The sequence below is a fragment of the Flavobacterium pedocola genome (assembly GCF_053764385.1).
This window is the reverse complement of record NZ_JBSNCR010000004.1, coordinates 26,613-47,250: the sequence shown is the minus strand read 5'-3', so window position 1 is coordinate 47,250 and position 20,638 is coordinate 26,613. Positions and strand designations below refer to the sequence as shown.

The 20,638-nt window shown below is 38.7% G+C and carries 15 protein-coding genes; 7 read left to right on the top strand and 8 right to left on the bottom strand.

The window, feature by feature from the left end:
* The first annotated feature begins 280 nt into the window (after window positions 1-280).
* The 4 genes from ACWPKD_RS10055 (at window position 281) to ACWPKD_RS10040 (ending at window position 6,975) form a co-directional block, all read left to right on the top strand.
* Window positions 281-2,053 carry a phosphatidylinositol-specific phospholipase C gene (locus ACWPKD_RS10055; protein ID WP_455412561.1) on the top strand — a complete coding sequence of 591 codons (1,773 nt, stop codon included), beginning with the start codon at window positions 281-283 and terminating at the stop codon, window positions 2,051-2,053.
* 618 nt (window positions 2,054-2,671) lie between these two features.
* A complete protein-coding gene (locus ACWPKD_RS10050) occupies window positions 2,672-4,192 on the top strand; it encodes an ATP-binding protein (protein ID WP_455412560.1) in 1,521 nt (506 codons plus the stop codon).
* 296 nt (window positions 4,193-4,488) lie between these two features.
* Window positions 4,489-6,264, top strand: a complete 1,776-nt coding sequence (locus ACWPKD_RS10045) for a DUF6119 family protein (RefSeq protein WP_455412559.1) — start codon at window positions 4,489-4,491, stop codon at window positions 6,262-6,264.
* 78 nt (window positions 6,265-6,342) lie between these two features.
* Window positions 6,343-6,975 (top strand): hypothetical protein, encoded by a 633-nt coding sequence (locus ACWPKD_RS10040; RefSeq protein WP_455412558.1) that lies wholly within the window; start codon window positions 6,343-6,345, stop codon window positions 6,973-6,975.
* Window positions 6,976-7,509: 534 nt separating this feature from the next.
* On the opposite strand, the gene ACWPKD_RS10035 is transcribed toward ACWPKD_RS10040, so the two are convergent.
* The 4 genes from ACWPKD_RS10035 to ACWPKD_RS10020 are packed head-to-tail and all read right to left on the bottom strand — an operon-like array spanning window position 7,510 to window position 11,298.
* Window positions 7,510-8,976 (bottom strand): lipopolysaccharide biosynthesis protein, encoded by a 1,467-nt coding sequence (locus ACWPKD_RS10035; protein ID WP_455412557.1) that lies wholly within the window; start codon window positions 8,974-8,976, stop codon window positions 7,510-7,512.
* A 21-nt stretch (window positions 8,977-8,997) separates the two neighbouring features.
* Window positions 8,998-9,363, bottom strand: coding sequence for a four helix bundle protein (locus ACWPKD_RS10030; protein WP_455412556.1), 366 nt, complete (start codon window positions 9,361-9,363; stop codon window positions 8,998-9,000).
* A 47-nt stretch (window positions 9,364-9,410) separates the two neighbouring features.
* Window positions 9,411-10,181, bottom strand: coding sequence for an FkbM family methyltransferase (locus ACWPKD_RS10025; protein WP_455412555.1), 771 nt, complete (start codon window positions 10,179-10,181; stop codon window positions 9,411-9,413).
* A 1-nt stretch (window position 10,182) separates the two neighbouring features.
* Window positions 10,183-11,298 (bottom strand): hypothetical protein, encoded by a 1,116-nt coding sequence (locus ACWPKD_RS10020; protein WP_455412554.1) that lies wholly within the window; start codon window positions 11,296-11,298, stop codon window positions 10,183-10,185.
* A 59-nt stretch (window positions 11,299-11,357) separates the two neighbouring features.
* On the opposite strand from ACWPKD_RS10020, the gene ACWPKD_RS10015 reads away from it, so the two are divergent.
* Window positions 11,358-12,206, top strand: a complete 849-nt coding sequence (locus tag ACWPKD_RS10015; RefSeq protein ID WP_455412553.1) for a glycosyltransferase — start codon at window positions 11,358-11,360, stop codon at window positions 12,204-12,206.
* 137 nt (window positions 12,207-12,343) lie between these two features.
* Here ACWPKD_RS10015 and ACWPKD_RS10010 read toward each other — a convergent pair whose 3' ends face one another.
* A complete protein-coding gene (locus ACWPKD_RS10010; protein WP_455412552.1) occupies window positions 12,344-13,570 on the bottom strand; it encodes an ATP-binding response regulator in 1,227 nt (408 codons plus the stop codon).
* A gap of 306 nt (window positions 13,571-13,876) precedes the next feature.
* On the opposite strand from ACWPKD_RS10010, the gene ACWPKD_RS10005 reads away from it, so the two are divergent.
* Window positions 13,877-14,620, top strand: coding sequence for an MlaE family ABC transporter permease (locus ACWPKD_RS10005; RefSeq protein WP_455412551.1), 744 nt, complete (start codon window positions 13,877-13,879; stop codon window positions 14,618-14,620).
* Between the two features lie 4 nt (window positions 14,621-14,624).
* Window positions 14,625-15,395, top strand: a complete 771-nt coding sequence (locus ACWPKD_RS10000; protein WP_455412550.1) for an ABC transporter ATP-binding protein — start codon at window positions 14,625-14,627, stop codon at window positions 15,393-15,395.
* 36 nt (window positions 15,396-15,431) lie between these two features.
* Here the strand turns inward: ACWPKD_RS10000 and ACWPKD_RS09995 are convergent, their stop codons facing one another.
* The 3 genes from ACWPKD_RS09995 to ACWPKD_RS09985 are packed head-to-tail and all read right to left on the bottom strand — an operon-like array spanning window position 15,432 to window position 20,637.
* On the bottom strand, window positions 15,432-18,926 hold the full coding sequence (locus tag ACWPKD_RS09995; protein WP_455412549.1) for a T9SS type B sorting domain-containing protein: 3,495 nt from the start codon (window positions 18,924-18,926) through the stop codon (window positions 15,432-15,434).
* Between the two features lie 14 nt (window positions 18,927-18,940).
* Complete coding sequence (locus ACWPKD_RS09990) at window positions 18,941-20,005, bottom strand: mannose-1-phosphate guanylyltransferase (protein ID WP_455412548.1); 1,065 nt, start codon at window positions 20,003-20,005, stop codon at window positions 18,941-18,943.
* 32 nt (window positions 20,006-20,037) lie between these two features.
* Window positions 20,038-20,637 carry a SprT-like domain-containing protein gene (locus tag ACWPKD_RS09985; RefSeq protein ID WP_455412547.1) on the bottom strand — a complete coding sequence of 200 codons (600 nt, stop codon included), beginning with the start codon at window positions 20,635-20,637 and terminating at the stop codon, window positions 20,038-20,040.
* Between the last annotated feature and the right edge of the window lies 1 nt (window position 20,638).

Here is a 20,638-nt window from a genome sequence, read left to right as displayed (position 1 = left end):
AAAAAATTAGAACACTTGCTAAAATCTCCGAACTCTCTCGTTGCACACAACGAGATCAGACAGCGGATATTTCTTAACGCAAGTGTTCTAATTTTTCTTAACGGTTCCGCGTTTTAGGTCGTTGGGGTGCTTTGATGGGCGTTTTGTCTTTGTTACTACCTATCATAATTCATAACTTATAATTTCCTAAGCTCCAAATTCAAGTAATTCTACGCATATGTATTTTCTACCTCCCTATTATTTTTAAACCAATTTAAAAACTAAAAAACTGAAAAACACTATGGCAAACTTTACAGAAAACTGGATGAGCTATCTTGATGACAGCAAAAAACTTTCACAACTAACTATTCCCGGCACACATGACAGTTGTACCTATCGCATTTACAACAAGGGAGGAATAAACACTTATGGCACTCTAGGGCTGAGTGATGCTGCAATATGTCAGACCATGAGTATTACAGAACAACTCAACAAAGGAATCCGCTTTCTGGATATCCGGCTAAAAGGACTTAATATCTATCATAATACTGTTGACTTAAAGTTCACATGGGACGAAATGATTCGCGATTGCATCTCTTTTTTAGATCGTAATCCATCTGAAAGTATTATCATGTCTGTTAAAGATGAAAATAAGGAAACAAACGAAACCCTTTATAACATTTTATGGCCGAAGATTGAAGGCGACCACAGATGGTGCACTAAAGATGAAGACGTTACCCTTAAAGACATACGAAATAAACTAGTTTTGTTTCGGAGATTTTATGTTAACCCAAAACCTCACGCTGTCGGCATAGATGCTTATAGTGACTGGCCACAAAACAGCACTAAAAATAGTGACCATGCTGTAAAAATGAGAATTCAGGATGAATATCAAAGTTACGTATTGGGTCAATTGGACCATAAGTACAAAAATTATGTTTTACCCCGCCTTGAAGAAGCAAAAAGAGGTGATTATGGTCCCGACAGATTATATGTAAACTTCACAAGTGGTACAGGTGGGGTATTTCCCGCCACTTTGGCAACGGGTTATAATTCTAATTATAAAGGAACAAACTATTGGTTAAACGATTACTTCATCAATAACCCCGGCAAGCAAGCTTATGGTATCATTCCTATGGATTTCCCTGAATCAGAACCCAACCTTATCCGTAAACTAATAGGCAGCAACTTCGATCCATATCACGAAATCATTTTCCAACAACCTACCACTTTTAAAAATGAAACAGATGGCACATGGACGATGTCGAAGCCTTCCGGATATGGCGGCACCATCTACAGTGGAAACCCTAATCTTATTTTTATCAAAACGGCCAATACACCTTCAGGCAATGTAGAAATGCACATATCCCCGAGATATCCATCGGACTATCAGAACCGCTCTTTGGAAACTGCTACCGCCTTTAAAAATGAGACCAACGGCACATGGTTAGTAACAAATTACCAAAAAAGCATTTTCAATTTCAATACTGTTTCTTCCGATCTCGTATTTATTAAAACGAGTAATACGGCATCAAAAAAAGTAGAAGTACATATTGCCTCCGAACATTCCGGATACCAATCAAAGATTTTACAAACAGCCACTTGTTTCGATTGCGAGAATGACGGCGTATGGGCTATGGCAAATTATGACCGAGCCAGTCCTCATCCGGATCTTATCTACATCAAAACAAGAAATACGGAATCAAATAAAGTAGAAGTACATATTGCATCGGGGATTTCAAATTATCAAAAGATGATTTTGCAGACGGTTACTACCTTCGATTGCGAGCAAAACGGCATATGGACTATTGCAAATCACCAAGATGCTGCTGATTTGGCCTTTATCAAAACCAAGAATACACCATCGGGCGCTGTAGAAGTACATATCGCATCGAGTGCATCGCAATATAAAACCCGCACTATGGAATGTCCGACAGCTTTTAAATGCCAAGAGGGTGGCACATGGCTAATGCAGAATTTCACTGTAAACAACCGTCCGGATCTGATTTTCATTAAAACAGCCAATACACCTAACAACCATGTAGAAGTGCATGTTGCATCGGGCAATAGATAAATAGGTATCCCGATGGCGCGGATTTACTTCGTCAGTTCGGCTGAAGCCTCGGGTGCAATCCGTTCCCGATAGCGTGGATTTACAATCCGTGCCAATATAGAATATAACTAAAACCACAGCCTATAAAGTTGTGGTTTTTTTTGTTTTCTACAAGATGATCCGCTCATTGAATTTTTCTCTTTTTCTTTTGTCTTGATACAAAAAGAAACAAAAAATCAAGACTTGAACGCTCCACCTAAAAAATTAGAACACTTGCTAAAATCTCCGAACTCCCTCCGGTCAGACAGCGGATATTTCTTAACGCAAGTGTTCTAATTTTTCTTAACGGTTACGCGTTTTAGGTCGGGAGTGGTTTGATGGGCATTTTGTTTATACTCCCCGGTGGCTGAGGCTCTCGAAGCCACACTTACTCTCGTCATTGCGAGCAGAACGAAGTGGAGCGCGGCAATCTCTTTATTTCATACAGCTTTTACAACCCAATTAAACTTTTTTACAAAATCACTTAATTTGGTGATTGTGTAAGTAAATTTTTATGGTTAGGTTTGAAAAGTTTGCTAAAGATGTCTTGTAGACATTATAACTGTTATCAGAAATATCATAGAAAAACAACACTTAATCATGGAAGAGATTTTAACATTAAAGGAAAGAGTAAAAAACATACTAACTTTGGGAGAATCACATTTTAGAGAATTTAAATCTGCCTATCAAGGACCTAATGATAATAAAAAGCCAGGATCTATTAAAGAATTAAACAAATACATAGCGGAAGCGTTAGTTGCTTTTGCAAATGCTGACGGAGGCTCAATATTGATTGGAGTAGAGGACAATGGATATGTTACTGGATTACCATTTAATGATGAAGAAATTTCAAATCTCTTAAAAGGATATAAATCTTATATTCATTCAGACTCAAAACTTTCTATGGAAAATGAGATTAGATTAGATTATATTCACGGGAAAAGTATTTTATTTTTTTCTGTTTCAAAAGGTGTAGATGAAATATATCAACTTTCGGATGGCAGATGTGTTTGTAGAAAAGATAAAGAAACAATTCCTATTAGCTTTTCGAAAATACAGTTTGAAAGAAATGAGATAAAATCTAGAGTATATGATAGAGAATTTTGCTACGATGCTACAGTTAACGACTTAGATTCGACGTTTATTCAAAGTTTGTCTAATTCATATATATCTGGCCTTAGTGCCGAATATTACTTACAACAAACAGGTCTAGCGGAATTTGAAGTAAATTCACTAAAACTAAGAAAAGCGGCATTATTGCTTTTTGCCAAGGACATTACAAAATGGCACGCAAGATGTCAAATCAGAATTCTGCAAATTGCTGGCAATGAACTAAAAAGTGGAAAAGAGTACAATGTAATCAACGATGAAATAGTAACTGGAAACATTTTTTATTTACTAACAACTGCCTGGGAAAAACTGAGACCATTCTTAGCTTATAAAACAGAATTTGGCTCTGAAGCTAAATTTGAACAAAAGTTCATATATCCCGAAGAAGCTGTAAGAGAAGCTTTGGTTAATGCAATTACACATAGGGACTATACAATACAAAATGGAATTGATGTATTTATTTTTAATGATAGATTGGAAATAAAAAGTCCAGGCTTACTACTTTCTACGATAAATATAGAAGATTTAAAAAAATTACAAGGCCATCACGAGTCTCGAAATACACTAACAGCTAGAGTCCTTCGTGAAAATAAAATTGTTAGGGAATTAGGAGAAGGACTAAAAAGGATTTTCACTTTATTGCATTCTCAAGAAATGGAAAAACCCGAATTATTAAATCAAAATAATTCTTTTTCCATAATTCTAAACAATAAATCAATTTTTAGTGCTTCAGAAGAAGCTTTTATAAATATGTTCAAAAAATTAGAAATAAGTCCATTACAAAAAAGAATAATAATACTTGGCATGAAATCCCAAGAGATTAGCCCTTTTGACATCTATAGAGCAATTAACACCTCTGACAGAGATACATATGACAGAGAAGTAACCTCATTAAGAAAATTAGGAATCTTGAAAGAAATTAGAACAAATAGCAATGCAACTTTTTTGTCTAAAAGAACCAAAATAAACAAACAAAAAATTGGTCGATATAAAATACAAATTCCTCAGTAATTAATTTACTCTAACACCCCGATAGCGCGGATTTGCAATCCGTGCCCACAAAGAATAAAACTTAAAACTACAACCAAACAGTTGTAGTTTTTTTTAAGACTATTGCGAACTGTTTTAAGTGAATATTTTTTTTAGGAACATAACTGTTTTTTTGAAAAATCACCTAATTTGGTGATTGTGTAAGTAATTATTTATGGTTAGGTTTGAAGGATTTGCATTGTATTAAATTTTTATTATCTGAAAAATAATATTTAAGTACACAAATCTACAAGTTGGCTGCAATTATTTGATTAACGATGAAGGTAAACCCGAAAATCTACAAAATAAATAAATCGCAAAGATTATTAAAATCTTATTCGGATACAGAAGAAATCTGCAAAGCAATCGTTCGAATATCAAGATTAAAAACAGATCCCAAGTTCCAATTAACCACTAACGACTACAAAGTTGAAATCGATGAGGAAAATAATTTATGGTTTTTCTTATATATTTATAAAACGCAAGATGTACAATCTGAATGGATAAATTTTTTTCCAACAAATTTCACTAAAGATGCAGATTTCAATCAACAAAAAGTTTCTCTATTATTTTTTATTGAGTTTCAAAATCATTTATATTGTATAATCGGTGGTAATGCATTTCGATACATTCAAACATATATTGAGGATGATTTTGGCATCAACATCTACTCAAGAATTTTGGATCCTGAAAATGACGAATTGTTAAGTATCAGAACTCGAAACATCACCGGTAAAATTGCTGTCAACTCCAACCACTATAAAAGTAATTTTAAGCTTATCGACCATATTAAGTTTGGCACTGTTCCAACGGATATTAGCGTTAAACTTAACAACGATGAGAACAATTACTTTGAAGCACTGAAGCGAGATTCTAATAATATTCAAATTCATATATCTAACTCAATTAAATTTCGAAAAGTAATCGAATTCCCTGATCTTCTAGAAGTTATAAAAGAATTAAAATTCATAGAAGAACTCGACAAAAAGGATTACCTAACTACTTATGAAAAAATAACAGATTATAACTTAATTGAGAATACATTAATTGAAAATCTCGTCACAACAATATTTAACGATATAAACAATACCCTACGCTCTACGATTAATCCGGTAAACAAATTTCATTTTGAATTTTGCCATCCATCCAAACTAGAAGAATTTTACGAAGCAGATTTTTTCGAACTTATTGAATTAGATGATGAAAAAAAGCATAACACCTTTAAGAAAGTAATTGATCGAAACGAGATTTATTATCATGTTATTTCACGCGCTATAGATAGATTTGGAGCGAATGTTACAATTGACACATTTAAATATTTCCTGTTTGGTGTACGGATCCGGAGTTACAAAATCGGTGTTCGAAAAAACTTGAGTTCTGGGATGTTCCTTCATCATTTTAATACTGAATTTCAGATAAATCAAAAGCCAATTTTCCTTTTAGATAATAACTGGTATTTTTTACAAGATTCTTTTTTAAAAGATCTTAATCGAAATTGTGAAAGAGTATTAAAAAATTTTAAAGCGCCAAATTCATTGCTTCCAAAAAAATGGAACTTAAAAAAGGAGAATACAGAAAAAAAATACAACTTATTGTATAAAAATCTAAAAAATTATTTAGTATTCGACACAATAGCCATCAGCGGCATTGAGCTTTGTGATATAATAAAATATGACGAACGAAATGTATATTTAATACATGTAAAAAGAGGCTTTGATTCGTCGATGAGGGAATTACAAAATCAAATTATTCTTTCAGCTCGAAGAGTTGAAGAATCTAGATCTAGCAAAGAAAAACAGTATTTAAAAAAATGCTACAATTCTCTTATAAAGAAAAAGCAATCAAATTCGATTGACTCTGAAAAGAAATTCCTTGAACTTTTTGACAAAAACATTAAGTATGTTATGGCATTTTCTAATGATAATTCTGCTAAAGCAATCGAAGATAATATAGCGAAGGCAAAATCAAGTATTGCCAAATTTTCGATTATTCAAACTTCAAGTGAAATGAGATCTAATTATTTCGAGCTCCTTTTCACGCAAATAGAACATTAACAACTGCAGTCAGCAACGGTTTTTAGTAAGTGGAGGGTTGAAAGCAAAACTAAATCTATATAAACTCAAAGTAACAGAATGTCAGCGATGAACTCATCTCATTTTCTCATGGAAACACTCAAAATAACATTACCAATAATCGCTATATTAATATCCATTTTTTCTATTTATATGGGAACGAAAAACAACAGAAGGCAGATAAGAATTGGAAAGCTTGAAGAAATTTCAGAGGGTCTTTTGTACATTTCTCAACATTATATGCGATTATGGATGCTTCTAAATGATCTAAAAGACATTAATAACAAAAGAAAAAACAACGAAGAAACTGAAGACTTAGAAAAAAGATTCGAAGAAGACTTAGAACATCTAAAAAAACTCATTAACAAAGATAAAATTCAACAAGTTGGAACCAGAATAGAGGTTCTCACAAATGCATATCTACCAAATGGAGTTCTTAAAAATAAAATACTGACTTTTAATCATCTAATGAACATACTTTTTAGTTCAGTACTATCAGAAAACTATATTTATGTTGTCGAGCGAGATTATCCGAAAGGAATTCCTCATCCAAAGAAAATGGTTGAATTTTTAATGTCTGTAGAAAATGAAATCATTAAGGAAATGAACTTAGGTTATAGCAGCTTAAAATATGAGGACCTTAAAAAATATCGTCTTGGTGATTTTATAAAAGATTCGGGGATAGAAAAATAACCCGATAGCGCGGATTTGCAATCCGTACTATCAAACGTTCCTTAGGAACAACAAACGAAGTACTAAAACAAAACGTCCCTCTAGGCGAAACGACCTAGAACGCGTAACCGTTAAGAAAATTTAAAGTGATTCCGTTAAGAATTATCCGCTGTTTGATCTCGTTGTGTACAACGAGAGAGTTCGGAGATTTTAGGAAGCGCTTTAAATTTTTAGGTGAAGCGTTCAAGTCTTGAAATCGAAGATTCACGAAATCCCTAGGCTAAATAACACTTGAGTATTTTTTGTTTCTTTTAACTCATGGAAATTATTTTGTTTTGGTATTCGTTGAACCTAAAGGTTTGTGTCGAGACAAAAGAAAAAGAAAACATTCAATGAGAAAATTGTTTTTTAAGTAAAGGCAAACAACATAAGATTGCCGCGCTCCGTTACACTCCACTCGCAATGACGGTAAACGCATCCACTTCGTTGCGCTCGCAATGACAATAGAAAACAACACGTGACTTCGAGAACCTCAGCCACCGCCCCGGTAAAAAATTATTTAAACAACGACTTCGGCAACACCTCCCGAACCGGAATAATCCTAAAAACCCAATTGCCGAAGGCAAAAATCACAAAAGCAATTATAGGTTTGTAGCAAAGCGTCACAAACTTATTCTCAAAATCCGGTAAAACACGTCCGACGATAAGCACTACAACTAAAAGCCCTAAAACATAAAGATATTTTGAACTAAAAGGATGCACACCGAACTTGCGGTAATTGAAGATAATTTTAATCAGGTTGTAGACCGTTAAGGAAATAGAGGTTGCGATGGCCACACCGGTGATTCCCATTTTGAAAATCAACAGGAAAATCAGGTTGTTTACTATGGTTAACAGCGCCAAGGCGATGGTGGTCGTATTGTTGAATTTGTAGTATTTGGAATTTGTGATGATGTAGCCGTTGAAACCAGTGGCTAAATCGAATAACAAGGCTAAACCAAGGATATAAACTACCGGGAGACCTTCGGCTAACTGGCTGCCGTTTTTCATCAGGAAGAACAGGTTTTCGATTCCGGAGGCGACCAGCCCGAACAGTACGGCGCCCATGGTGAACAGATAGAACGACGTTTTGTGGTGCAAGGCTTTTAAATCGGCCATGTTATTTTCTTCGATATATTTTGCGATGATAGGAGCTGAAATGGTGTACACGCCTAACGCGGGAACGGTAATCATCCTAACCAGATTGGCGGAAGTATTGTAAATGGCCAATTGAGAGAAATCGTCTATGAATTCCCCGATCATGAAGGCGTCGATGTTCAGTGCTACGATGGAACCCAAGCTTCCGAAGAAGGTGTAGAACGAGTATTGCATCAGTTCTTTCTGGAAATTGTTTTCTTTCAGGAAGGCGAAGGACGTCTTGCCGGTGAATCGGTCCAAACGCTGCACATAAAAGAACATGCCGATTAATGCCAACACGAAAAACAACACTACAATCCAAATCGCCGTAGTGGCTTTCACTTTTAAAAAGAAAAAAGCGCCAAAAGCGAAAATCAAGCCCAGTTTCGGGAAAACGTTTTCGAAGATATTAGGCACCACAATTCGTTTTTTAATCGAAATAAAGCGCGAAAACAACTGAATAAGAGCCAAGCACAGCATCACCGGAAAAATGTATTCCCCAAAGGCGTAAAACTGGGTCTCCCGGATTTGCTCAATAAAATAAGACAACCCCCAGAACAAAACCGTAACGATCACAAAATTCCGGAGGATGAACCAAATCGAATACTTCAATAGGTTATGCTGGTTTTGCGACTGCTCCATTTTCGGATAAAAGCGCACATTGGCGTGCATGATGCCAAAGGTCACCAAGGGTAAAGCAAGCAAAGCGGTAGGCAAGATATACTGAATCTTCCCCGCAAAGTCCAAATCGTTCGGATACAGGAATACTGTCGAGAGGATACCTATCAACGTACTGAAATAGCCTACGATACTGTATTTTAAACTTTGTCTGGCGACTACGCTCATATAAAAATTATGAATTATGAGTTATGAATTATGAATGAGGCTCTTCTTTGTGGTCATAATTATACTTCTGATAATTTTTAAAACTTCGCTGGTTTGCGTATGAATATTTACAAATTCATCATACGATAAATACTCCGTGGCTTTCATTAATTCAAGCCAATATAACGTTTCATCACATTCTTTTTGAGAAATAGATAGCTTATGAATGAAATCAGCTTTAGATTGCGCATTAACCGCTTCGCGAACGTTCGCTCCAACAGATGTTATAGAACGCAAAAACTGTTTACTCATCACATATTCTTTTTTAGATTCAACCAAAATTTTATACAATGCAACGCCTTCTATTGCCAATTGAAAACTCTTAGTCTTAACAATATTTTCACTCATTGATCACAACTTTATTTTAAAGACTTTTCCCATTCATAATTCATAACTTATAATTCTCTCGGAATAAAAATGAAATTGTTAATATAGCGATTAAAATCGTTCAGATACTCGTCTTTTTGAAACTCCGCCATTTGGTTGCAATCAAACGGAACGGTCTTCAATGATTTTCTGTCGAAGTAAAACACCTCGTAACCAAAGCCGATGATAAAATCAAAGATGTCTTTAATTGGATAATGGGCGTGGCGTAATTCGATTTCGATGATGAAGATTGGTTTAATCGTTTTCAGGATTTCCGCGCAGCCTTTTACGGTGTCGAATTCGTGGCCTTCCACATCGATTTTTACTACGTCGATTTTTGTTAGCTGCTTTTCTCTGGCGAATTCGTCCAGCGCGACCATTTGGATTTCAACTTTCTCCACATCTTCTCCCATTGCTTCCAAAGAGGCGCGGGTGTCTTGTAACCCGTTTGCTTTTTTAGGAATGTTCAGCACGGCAGTTCCGGAATGCGAGGACACTGCCAAAGGAAAAATTTCCGCTTTTGGGAACAACGGTTTGATGTAATTCACTAAACTCTTGTTCGGTTCAAAGCCGATTATCTTTCCGGTTTTGATAACTTTCTCTGCCTGATACAGATAAATCCCTTTGTTGGTTCCGATGTCTATGAAAACCGAATCTTGTTTCAAAACTTGTTGAATGTACAGTAATTCCGGTTCGCATTTATAATTCCCGGTGGAAAGCGAATCCAGTGTTTTGTAATAACGCTTTTTGTATAACGACGGCCAGAACTGATAGGCCATTTTGATTAAAAATTTCAGCATTTTATTTGGAATTGGCTAAGGCCAATAATTGGTTTTCTAAATTAGTTTTTACGCTATCAAAAGTATATTGCTGCAAATAGGGTTGCAGTTTTTCGTATTCTGTTGAAAGTTGTGCTATGGTCAGGTTGTTCAGCATCGCTTCCAGATCCGAAGCGCTTTCATAGTAGAGGTTGTGCCAGTTCATTTTCGGGTACGAGGTTGGGAACAAACCGATTTTTCCGTTGTAAATGCAGTCCGCTTCACTCCCGCTCACTTTGGTGCTGCCGTAACGTTCATCCACCCAATAAAAGGAAGTATGCTCTTTTATCGGGCACAACAACAAATGGGCTTTGGCAATCACCCGGCTGTATTCTTCCCACGGGATGAACTGCTGGTAATGGGTAAGGGAAATATCGGCCGCGCATTTGGTTTTCAATTGTTCGAGTTGTTGCAATACGTTTTCATTTTCCGGTTTCCCTAAAAAGGTGAAATGAAGTTTTGCCTTCGGTTGGAGTTTCGGTAAAATCGAGAACAACAGCGCCACATCTTTTCGTCGGTTGGACACATTGCCCGGCATTACGATATTGATACTGTCCGATAGTGGAAACGTATTGGATTTGCAGTAACTCATCTGTACCATCTGCGTTTTGGCAGTATGCTTTCCGTGACGGGCTACCTCATCATACAAGCTTTGGGACAATACCCCGAATTGGCTTGCTTTTAAAAAGACTTTTCGATGCTTCCCTACCTTTTCTTTCAGGTACAATTTCAGAAAATAGGTAAAGCGTTCTTTTTCCCTGAAAATATTGCGCCAGTTGATGGTTTTCAGAAACAGGCTGAAATTAAGGTTATGCACCAGACACAATACGGGTTTTTGCTCAAACAGGTTTTTATACTGCTGAAAATTACGGTGAAGCGTATTCACCACAACGGCATCAAAACCAGCCATTTGAATTTCCGAAACGGTGTGTACGACCGTAATCTTCTCTCTGGGGATACTGCTGAGTTTCTGCAACACTTTTTCATGTACGAAAAACTCAAACTCGACTTGCTCCATCGCTTTCAACAGGAAATACCACTGCTCCAGCAAGGCCGAATGGGTTTCCATCTCTATAAAGGCAAATCGTTTCTTTTCCAACGTGTAATTTTTCTAATCCCACAAAAATAAAGATATTTACACACTACTTTTGTACAATTATGAAATATTACATCGTAATACCGTCGCATAACGAAGAAAAATTCATGGCCCTGACCCTGAATTCGCTGGTAAAGCAAACCGTTTTACCCGCTAAAGTGGTCGTGGTGAACGACAATTCTACGGACAGTACGGCGGAGATTGTTCAGGAATTTGCCCAAAAACACCCTTGGATTTCCCTGGTGAACAAAACCTCGGATGCGATTCATTTGCCCGGAAGCAAAGTGATTCAGGCGTTTCAGAAAGGCTTTGAAACCCTGGATAACCATTATGACCTTATTGTAAAAGCCGATGCCGATCTGATTTTCCCGGAGCATTATTTCGAAACCATCATCAATCATTTTAAAAGTGATGACCAAATCGGAATGGTGGGCGGATTTGCTTACATCGAGAAGAATAACGAATGGATACTGGAAAATTTAACCGATAAAGACCACATCCGCGGCGCGTTCAAAGCCTACCGAAAAGCGTGCTTCGAACAAATTGGCGGATTAAAACCAGCTATGGGCTGGGACACAGTAGACGAATTGTTATGCAAATTCCACAACTGGAAAGTAGTAACCGATGAATCCTTAAAAGTAAAGCACTTAAAACCCACCGGAGCGAATTACAACCAAGCCTCGCGTTACAAACAGGGCGAAGCGTTTTATACTTTAGGTTACGGTTTTTTCATCACCGCTATTGCTTCCTTAAAACTGGCGATGCGCAAAGGCAAACCGCTTTTGTTTCTGGATTACCTGAAAGGCTTCTGGAAAGCAAAATCGGAAAACAAAACCATGCTGGTAACCCCGGAACAGGCGAAATTCGTCCGTAAGTATCGCTGGAAGAAGATGAAGGAGAAATTGTTTTAGTTTGCAGTCGCGATCACAGTCGCGGTCACAGTCGCAGTCGCAGTTTTCAGATACTTATAAAATAAAAAGCCTCATGATTACACGAGGCTTTTTTTGTAAAACTTCTTTGCTGATCTAGTATTGGAATTATTTCCTATTCAATTCAAAAACGCGACATCAATGTATTTATCCAAAACCTGCTGGAATTCTTTTTTGTTGATGGGTTTGGACAGATAGTCATTAAACGCTTTGCCGTAATTCCCCTTATCTTCATCCAAAACATAAGCGGATTGTGCTATAATAGGAATTTCCGGTGCTTCGTTTTTAATGAGTTGCGCAGCGGTATAGCCATCAACTTGCGGCATTCGTAAATCCATAAGGATCAGATTGATATCCGGATTGCTTTTATAAATCCAGTAGGCTTCTTCACCGTTTTTGGCTCTGATGATTTCTACGTTTCCTTTTTCAAGCAAACTTTTAAGCAACAGGTAACTGATTTCCTCATCTTCGGCTATCAGTACTTTGATGGTTTTTCTTGGCGCTTCGGATTTTGTTTGATCCACTACCGGCTGATAAGGAACTTTGAAAGAAAAAACAGTCCCGAAACCCACTTCGGATTGCACATGCAACGATCCTCCTAACAAATCCAGATAATGTTTAGCGGTGGAAAGCCCCAAACCTGCACTACCTGCGCCATCGGAAACCTTATCGAGTTTAAAGTCCGAGCGCAACAGTTTATCCTTCAAATCCTTTTCCAGTCCAATACCAGTGTCTTTCACATAAAATATCAATTCGTTATGTTCTACCTGGTAACCGATTTCAATGTACCCTTTACTGGTAAATCTTAAGGAATTGTTCATCAAATTGGTAAAGATCTGAGAAATCATGGCAGCATCGGTCATAACGGCATCTTCTCTGTCAGCCAACCCTTTAATAAAACGAAGCCCCAGATTATTATGCAAAACCTGTCCTATGAACTTAACTTTCAATTCATCCAACAACTCGTTTAGGGAAACCTTTTGGGTATTAACCGTTTCTTTTTCGGACTGGGAGGTTGTATAACTGGCAAATTCAGAAAGTATGCCCCGCAATTCACCGGTACAGCTTTTAATAATTTCTGCAAAATTGTTGCGTTGTTCAAAATCCAGATTGGGATTGCTTAACAGATTGGCCACACCGATAATGGTATCCAGCGGCAACTGTATTTGCTGTAAAAAAATAGCGACGAGTTCAGCTTTTATGGCTTTATCTGCCAATGCTTTTTCTTTGTTAGGACTGTCCAAATCCGATTGTGATTGAGCAGACGCAGTCAAGCTTCGCAGTCTTTCCCGCAATTCCGCCACCAGTTGGGCTAATTCTTCGTATGAGGGTTTGTTTGTTTCCATATTTTCTGATTTTAAATTACTACTTCATCTCCTTTTTCATGGGGCAAAAATCAGAGCACATCACAGGGCAAAACAAATAATCCACACATAACTATTTGATAACCATAAAATTACCACTTAAAAAACAAATAAACCCTTTTTTGGAAGAAATATTCTCCTTCCCTGATGTTAAATCCCAAAGTGCTGAACCTGAATGAAAAACCTCATTCCCACAGGAATAAATCCAACTCTATTTCCCGCAAAATATTCCCAAACCACAAGCCTAACTCATAACAATTTTCGTATTTTCGCTAAATATTTAGCACTATGATCCGATATCTCTCCCAAATAGGAAAATATTTTTTGATGTTGAAGGAAGTCTTCAACAAGCCCACCAAATGGTCGATGATGAAACAACTCATCATGAAGGAAATTGACGACTTAGTGATCGGCTCCTTAGGCATTGTGGCGTTCATCTCGTTCTTCGTGGGCGGGGTTGTGGCGATCCAGACGGCCTTGAACCTGACCAATCCGTTAATCCCAAGATACCTGATCGGGTTTGCCACCAGACAATCCGTGATTTTAGAGTTTGCCCCTACCTTTATTTCCATCATCATGGCCGGTAAAGTAGGTTCCTTTATCACTTCGAGTATCGGGACTATGCGTGTTACTGAACAAATTGACGCTTTGGAAGTAATGGGTGTAAATTCCCTGAATTATTTGGTATTCCCTAAAATCGTTGCCCTGATGTTGTACCCGTTCGTAATCGGATTGAGTATGTTTTTAGGGATTTTAGGCGGATGGATCGCAGGTGTTTACGGAGGGTTCGCTACCAGCAGTGAATTTCAGACCGGACTTCAGGTGGAATTCATTCCTTTCCATGTAACCTACGCGTTTATAAAAACAATTTGTTTTGCCTTTTTACTGGCCACCATCCCGTCTTTTCACGGCTATTTCATGAAAGGTGGCGCATTGGAGGTAGGTAAAGCGAGTACGACGTCTTTCGTTTGGACATCGGTTGCTATCATTCTAATGAATTATATCCTAACACAGTTACTTTTAAGCAAATAAGAAGATGATTGAGGTAAAAAATGTAGAAAAGTCTTTCGGTGATCAGAAAGTTTTAAAAGGAATCAGCACCACGTTCGATACCGGAAAAACCAATTTGATCATTGGGCAGTCCGGTTCGGGAAAAACGGTTTTGCTTAAAAGCTTATTAGGCATCCATAAAGTAGACAAAGGAACCATCTCTTTTGACGGCAGGATTTATTCCGACATGAGCGATGACGATAAAAGAACCTTACGTACCGAAATCGGGATGGTATTCCAGGGGAGTGCGCTTTTCGATTCGATGACCGTAGAGGAAAATATCGGTTTCCCGCTGAAAATGTTCAGCAACAAAAACCCGAGAGAAATACAGGAACGTGTGGATTTTGTAATCGACCGTGTAAAATTGATAAACGCCCACAAAAAGAAGCCTTCCGAAATTTCCGGAGGTATGCAGAAGCGTGTGGCGATTGCGCGTGCTATCGTAAACAACCCGAAATATTTATTCTGTGACGAACCGAACTCCGGTCTGGATCCGAAAACCGCTGTGGTGATCGACAACCTGATTCAGGAAATTACGGAAGAATACAACATCACTACCGTAATCAACACGCACGATATGAACTCGGTAATGGAAATCGGTGAAAAAATCGTTTTCCTGAAAGAAGGTGTTCTGGCCTGGGAAGGCACTAAAAAAGAAATCTTCAAAACCGATAACGAAGCCATAGTGGATTTCGTGTATTCTTCGGAATTGTTCAAAAAGGTTCGTAAGGCACAAAACAGAGCCGACAAATTATAACAGAAAAGGAATCCTAAAACGATTCCTTTTTTATTTTTAGTAGTTAAGATATACCCAGCCGGTCCTTACATCCCCTGTATCAAACTTGACTACATAATAGTAGGTGGCTGTGGGCAACAAACGTCCTTTAAAATCTTTTCCGTCCCATTCATCACTATAATTATCTTTCTCATAAACGCTTACCCCGTAACGGTTAAAAATAGTAACCTTAGTGATTCCGGTAAGACAGGAAAGATCGAAAGTATCGTTGGCACCGTCGTTGTTGGGCGAAACACCTTTCGGAATACCGCATTGGGTACAAAACACTTCCACAGGCGAAACCACCGTACAGCCGTTAGGACTCGTAATCGTGAAAGCATAACTGCCTACCGCACTCCCCGTTATATTGATTGGATTGGTATTCTGAATGATCGTCCCGTCCGGCAACGTCCAGAAATAATCAAACGATGCCAAATCATTTTCCGGCGAGGCCGTAAGATAGGTTTGGTTGCCCTGACAGTCATTCTTGACAACAAAAGACGGAAGCACTTCCACGGTAACAGTAATACTGGCCGATTCGGAGGTACAACCATTTTGCAAAACACTTACGGTATAGGTTCCCTGATTGGCAATACTCACATTGTCGATAACTGGATTCTGGTCTGAAGAAACAAAACCGTTAGGCCCCGTCCACTGGTAAGTCACTCCGGGAATATCCGAAGCAAAAAGATGCAGCGTCCCGCCCTGACACGTTATCGCATCCCCTGAAGCCACCGGTTGTTGCGGAATCGGCCTTAGGTCTAGCTGTACAATTGATTCATCAAAAGCAGCACACAACCCGTCTACCCTATATTTGAAAGTATAAGTTCCGAAAGGCAAATTCGCAGCATTCCAGATATTTCCTGTCAACATACCACTTGAAGAAACCTCACTCCATTCTCCATTGGTATCGTAACTCCCGATCAAATAGTCGAACAAATTAAGCGTCGTCTGTGCCCCACAAAGGATCACATTGTTACCAGTTCCGGCGTTCGGAGTCTGCAAGTCGTTTGAAACGGTGTAATCCAGTACAAGATTCATACAGGAAGTTGGATTGCCCGGATTGGTAATCCTGACATGATACGTCCCGAAATCCGAAGCGGAAGCGAAGTTAGGAAACGTCAAAACATTCGTTGTACTGAGTATTGTGCCGGTATTGGTATCTTTCCACCATTGGTAATTCAAAAACGAAAAATAAGGCACGGAAAGTGAACCGGTTTGCCCGTCACACAAATTATTGGGCGAAATGCTAAAACTCGCCGGCGTACTCACATCGTATATCCTGTTCAAAATATTCCCGCAGGCATCTTCCACCTGGAAATTATAAACCCCGGTAGTCAATCCTGTAAACAAAGGGGAATTTCCGTTATTCAGGGCAAAAGGCAATCCGTTTCTCGTAGTGACCCTATATTGTAAAGGAGCGACTCCGAAAGCCTCTACGATAACATCTGACAAACTATTCGCGCAAGCATATCCATACACGTTCCCGATTCTGGGCCCGTTAGTAAATTCGAATTCATAAAGTACTTTTTCACAGAAACCGTCAGGAGTATCCCCATTGGAAAACACACTAAAAACACTTACAACCCTAAACCTCCCAAAATAATAGAAATTGACATTATTGGTGTTATTGTTTAACCACATAGCATTCAGGGAACCAGTCGGTCCTCCCGAAACACCGGTTTGTGGATTCCCCCAACTGTTGGTTAGCGGAAAATATTTTTGCAGCCAAAAAGTACCACCGGATGAATTGGACGAAAAATTCAATTGAAGATCAAAAGAACTGCAATGCTCCGTCACATTTACCACACTTGTATTGACCTGATAGCCGGTTACGGTTACGGTTTGATTCCAGCTACGGTTACAGGTATCGACATAACGAAACGTATAAGTACCGGCCGGAAGAGAATTCATTGAAAAGAATTGATCATCAGCAGTAATATTCTGACTGACATTCAAAGGCAATGCTGATGCAAATCCCGGAGGCGCTGCGTCAATATAAACGTTCAGAAAATGTTCCGGAGTTCTTAGAAGAATCGAACCAAATCCTGCTTCACAACCCGGACTGTTAAAGATGTTAAGCGTTTGACTCAATGGGATCGTGGTATAGGTTTCTTCTGCCACCCGCCCGCATTCGTCGGTAATCCGGATCACATAGGTTCCTTCCGGATAAGGTATCGAAAGATTGAAATATTCTGCCTGAGAAGAAAAAGGTCCCGGATGTGACGGATTAAAAACCAAAGGAACAAAACCTGCCGGAGCCGATAAAAACTCAACAGTAAATGGAACTGGCGCGGCTGTTTCCACTGAAAGTTTCTTCACACAATCTTCATAATACTCCTGTATTGTAAATTCCAGAGGCAAAATAGCCGTTGTAAAACTTTTGGTTATGGTTCGTCCGCAAGCATCTGTAATCTGAATCACATAATCACCTTCCGGATACGCAACCAAAGTATTTCCGTATTCGGCAGGCTCTGTATAAGGTCCGGGATGAATGCTGCTAAAAGTGGCCGGATTAAACCCCGCAGGAGCGGATACAAAAGTTACCGTAAAAGGAGCTACGTAATTTAAAGGATTCACGATCATTTTTTTGCCGCAGGCCAATATCGCTTCATGAATTTCCATGTCCAATTCAATAGCAATCGGATTATTGTTAAGCTGATACACATTACCGCAGGCATCCGTAATCTTAAGGTTAAAGGAATACGGCTGATCCGGAAAAAAGGCAATGGGAACCGTAAGCTGTTCATTAATAAGATTACCTGAATTGATTACCTGATTATTGACAACCGGCGGTCCGGAAGGCGGAAATACTGTTGTTTCCACCTGAAGCGGATAGGCTATTATATTCTGAAAATCCATAGTACCGCTTGCTATTCCTATAATAACATCTAATGTAGTACAAGTAAAATCATGGGGAAGATACCCGTTAATAATAAGGTTCGGGATGGAAGGCCTTGTAATGGTTACATCTCGTACTATGGCATCCCCGCAGGAATCGTAAACGCGTACCTGATACGTTCCGGTAGTCAGGCCGGCAAACTGATTAGATACCTGCATCGGAAAAGTCATGGGACCTGAAATTATTTCATAACTGACCGCATTTCCATGAGTAACATTCACGGTAATACCACCATCGTTACCACATAATACGTTTCTGGAAGACAAATTGTATTGAAGCGGGGCCACAAAGTTATTTATCACCGCATCCCTAAGCTGGGAATTCGATTCAGCCCCTAACGATTGTGTCGCTATAACCCTGTAACTTCCGGAAACGAGCCCTGTAAGACTGTTGGCACTTGTAACCGTTATAGGAGTCGTAACATCAGGTAATCTGTAAACGCTGTACACTAAAGTGGCTCCTGGTGTTGTATTGCTTACAACAAAACCAAGTGCGCCGTTTCCACTGCAGGTTTCATGGGTTACGTTTAGCTGCAATGTAAAATCCGCTAATTGTGAATAAGACAGATTGCAAAAAACAAAAATAAAAAGGAAAGCAAGGGCTTTTTTCATAAGATTGGGGTAAACTACTTCAATTCATTGGCCATCGCAGTTATCCTCTTAATTTCTTGTTCCTTCCCTTTTGGATAAATCAACAGCACATCGTCTTTATCGACTATAATAAAATCCTGAAGGCCGTCCACCACTACCAGTTTTTTTCCTTCTGTACGAATTATATTATTAGATGCATTTTCCAGTATTACGGTTGCGTTGACTACGGCATTATCCTGTTCATCTTTCGGTAATTTATCGTAAAGTGATCCCCAGGTGCCCAAATCATTCCAATCGAAGGTAGCCGGTAATACAAAAACATTCAGTGCTTTTTCCAAAATGGCATAATCGACAGAAATGTTTTGCGCTAACGGATAATTGTCCTGAATAAACGAACCCTCCCTTTCGGTGTTATACATTTCATACCCGTTCATAAAATGAGCATACATATCCGGCTGGAACTCTTCATACGATTTTAAAACCGTTTTCACACTCCAGACAAAAATCCCGGCGTTCCAAAGGAAATTACGGCTTTGTATGAACTTACGCGCAGTCGCATAATCCGGCTTTTCGCGAAATTGCTTCACTTTTTTTATCGGTCTTGAATCTAATTTATCGTATTCGATATAGCCATAACCGGTATTGGGAAACGTCGGTAAAATACCTAACGTCATCAGGTTTTCGTCACGTTCGCAAAAATCGAAGGCGCGCTGAAGGTTGGCACAAAACTGTACCTCATCTTCAATCCAGTGATCACTTGGTGCCACCACCATTACGGCATCCGGATTCTGTTTTTTTATCTTTAGGGAGGCATACAAAATACAGGGTGCCGTATTTCGCATAGCGGGCTCCAAAACGATCTGCTCTTGTTTTATCATCGGCAATTGTTCCAGAACAATATCATTATACCCTTCATTGGTAAGAATGATGATATTCTCCTTCGGAATCAGTTGCAACAAACGACTGAACGTTTTCTGAATTAAAGTTTCGCCCGTTCCCAACATATCGTGGAACTGTTTTGGAAATTCAGTTGTACTCACAGGCCAGAAGCGGGATCCCACTCCACCGGCCATAATTATGGCATAATAATTCTTGTTCATTGTTTCTGTGTTACTGAGTAACAAAGTTATGATTAGCTTGGCAGTAATTCCACTTCCGCATTCGGATTAAACAGGTAAATCCTGCCCGAATTCACTTCAATACATTCGTATCGTTTGGTTCGAAGTGCAATTTTCTTAAACACTTTCCCATTATGGATTCTAAACGTACTTCCGTAGGGAATTTCAAAGATATAATTTTTATCGCTAACGGGGTCAAATTGTTTCAAGGCCAAAGACAACGTCGCATCGGTATCACTACTTGCTTTCGGGTTTCTGAAATGCCTTGCCAGCAAAGGCAACAACTGGCTGGGAAAAATCTCTGGACGCAAAAACGGCACCATTAGCTTTTGAAAGGTCAGCTTCCATTCGTCTCCGTGGGGTTTTATCATTCTGCCGTATTTCTCAAAGGCCACCAAATGGGCTATTTCGTGAATCAGAGTCATCAAAAAACGGTACTTGTTCAGACTGGCGTTGACCGTAATCTGATGCGAACCGTCCGGCTGTCTTCTGTAATCACCATGACGGGTCACGCGCTCGTTGACGATCTTCAAATGCACATCATAGGCTTTGATCAGTTCAAAACAAGGCGGAACAGCGTGTTCGGGCAGATATTTAAGAAGGACGTCGCTCATT

Bases quoted from the DNA above. Each gene is read 5' to 3' on its own strand.
- ACWPKD_RS09990 (WP_455412548.1), bottom strand. From the start codon at position 20,005: ATGAACAAGAATTATTATGCCATAATTATGGCCGGTGGAGTGGGATCC.
- ACWPKD_RS10010 (WP_455412552.1), bottom strand. From the start codon at position 13,570: ATGGAAACAAACAAACCCTCATACGAAGAATTAGCCCAACTGGTGGCG.
- ACWPKD_RS10030 (WP_455412556.1), bottom strand. From the start codon at position 9,363: ATGAGTGAAAATATTGTTAAGACTAAGAGTTTTCAATTGGCAATAGAA.
- ACWPKD_RS10015 (WP_455412553.1), top strand. From the start codon at position 11,358: ATGAAATATTACATCGTAATACCGTCGCATAACGAAGAAAAATTCATG.
- ACWPKD_RS09995 (WP_455412549.1), bottom strand. From the start codon at position 18,926: ATGAAAAAAGCCCTTGCTTTCCTTTTTATTTTTGTTTTTTGCAATCTG.
- ACWPKD_RS10055 (WP_455412561.1), top strand. From the start codon at position 281: ATGGCAAACTTTACAGAAAACTGGATGAGCTATCTTGATGACAGCAAA.
- ACWPKD_RS10025 (WP_455412555.1), bottom strand. From the start codon at position 10,181: ATGCTGAAATTTTTAATCAAAATGGCCTATCAGTTCTGGCCGTCGTTA.
- ACWPKD_RS10045 (WP_455412559.1), top strand. From the start codon at position 4,489: ATGAAGGTAAACCCGAAAATCTACAAAATAAATAAATCGCAAAGATTA.
- ACWPKD_RS10005 (WP_455412551.1), top strand. From the start codon at position 13,877: ATGATCCGATATCTCTCCCAAATAGGAAAATATTTTTTGATGTTGAAG.
- ACWPKD_RS10040 (WP_455412558.1), top strand. From the start codon at position 6,343: ATGTCAGCGATGAACTCATCTCATTTTCTCATGGAAACACTCAAAATA.
- ACWPKD_RS10050 (WP_455412560.1), top strand. From the start codon at position 2,672: ATGGAAGAGATTTTAACATTAAAGGAAAGAGTAAAAAACATACTAACT.
- ACWPKD_RS09985 (WP_455412547.1), bottom strand. From the start codon at position 20,637: ATGAGCGACGTCCTTCTTAAATATCTGCCCGAACACGCTGTTCCGCCT.
- ACWPKD_RS10000 (WP_455412550.1), top strand. From the start codon at position 14,625: ATGATTGAGGTAAAAAATGTAGAAAAGTCTTTCGGTGATCAGAAAGTT.
- ACWPKD_RS10035 (WP_455412557.1), bottom strand. From the start codon at position 8,976: ATGAGCGTAGTCGCCAGACAAAGTTTAAAATACAGTATCGTAGGCTAT.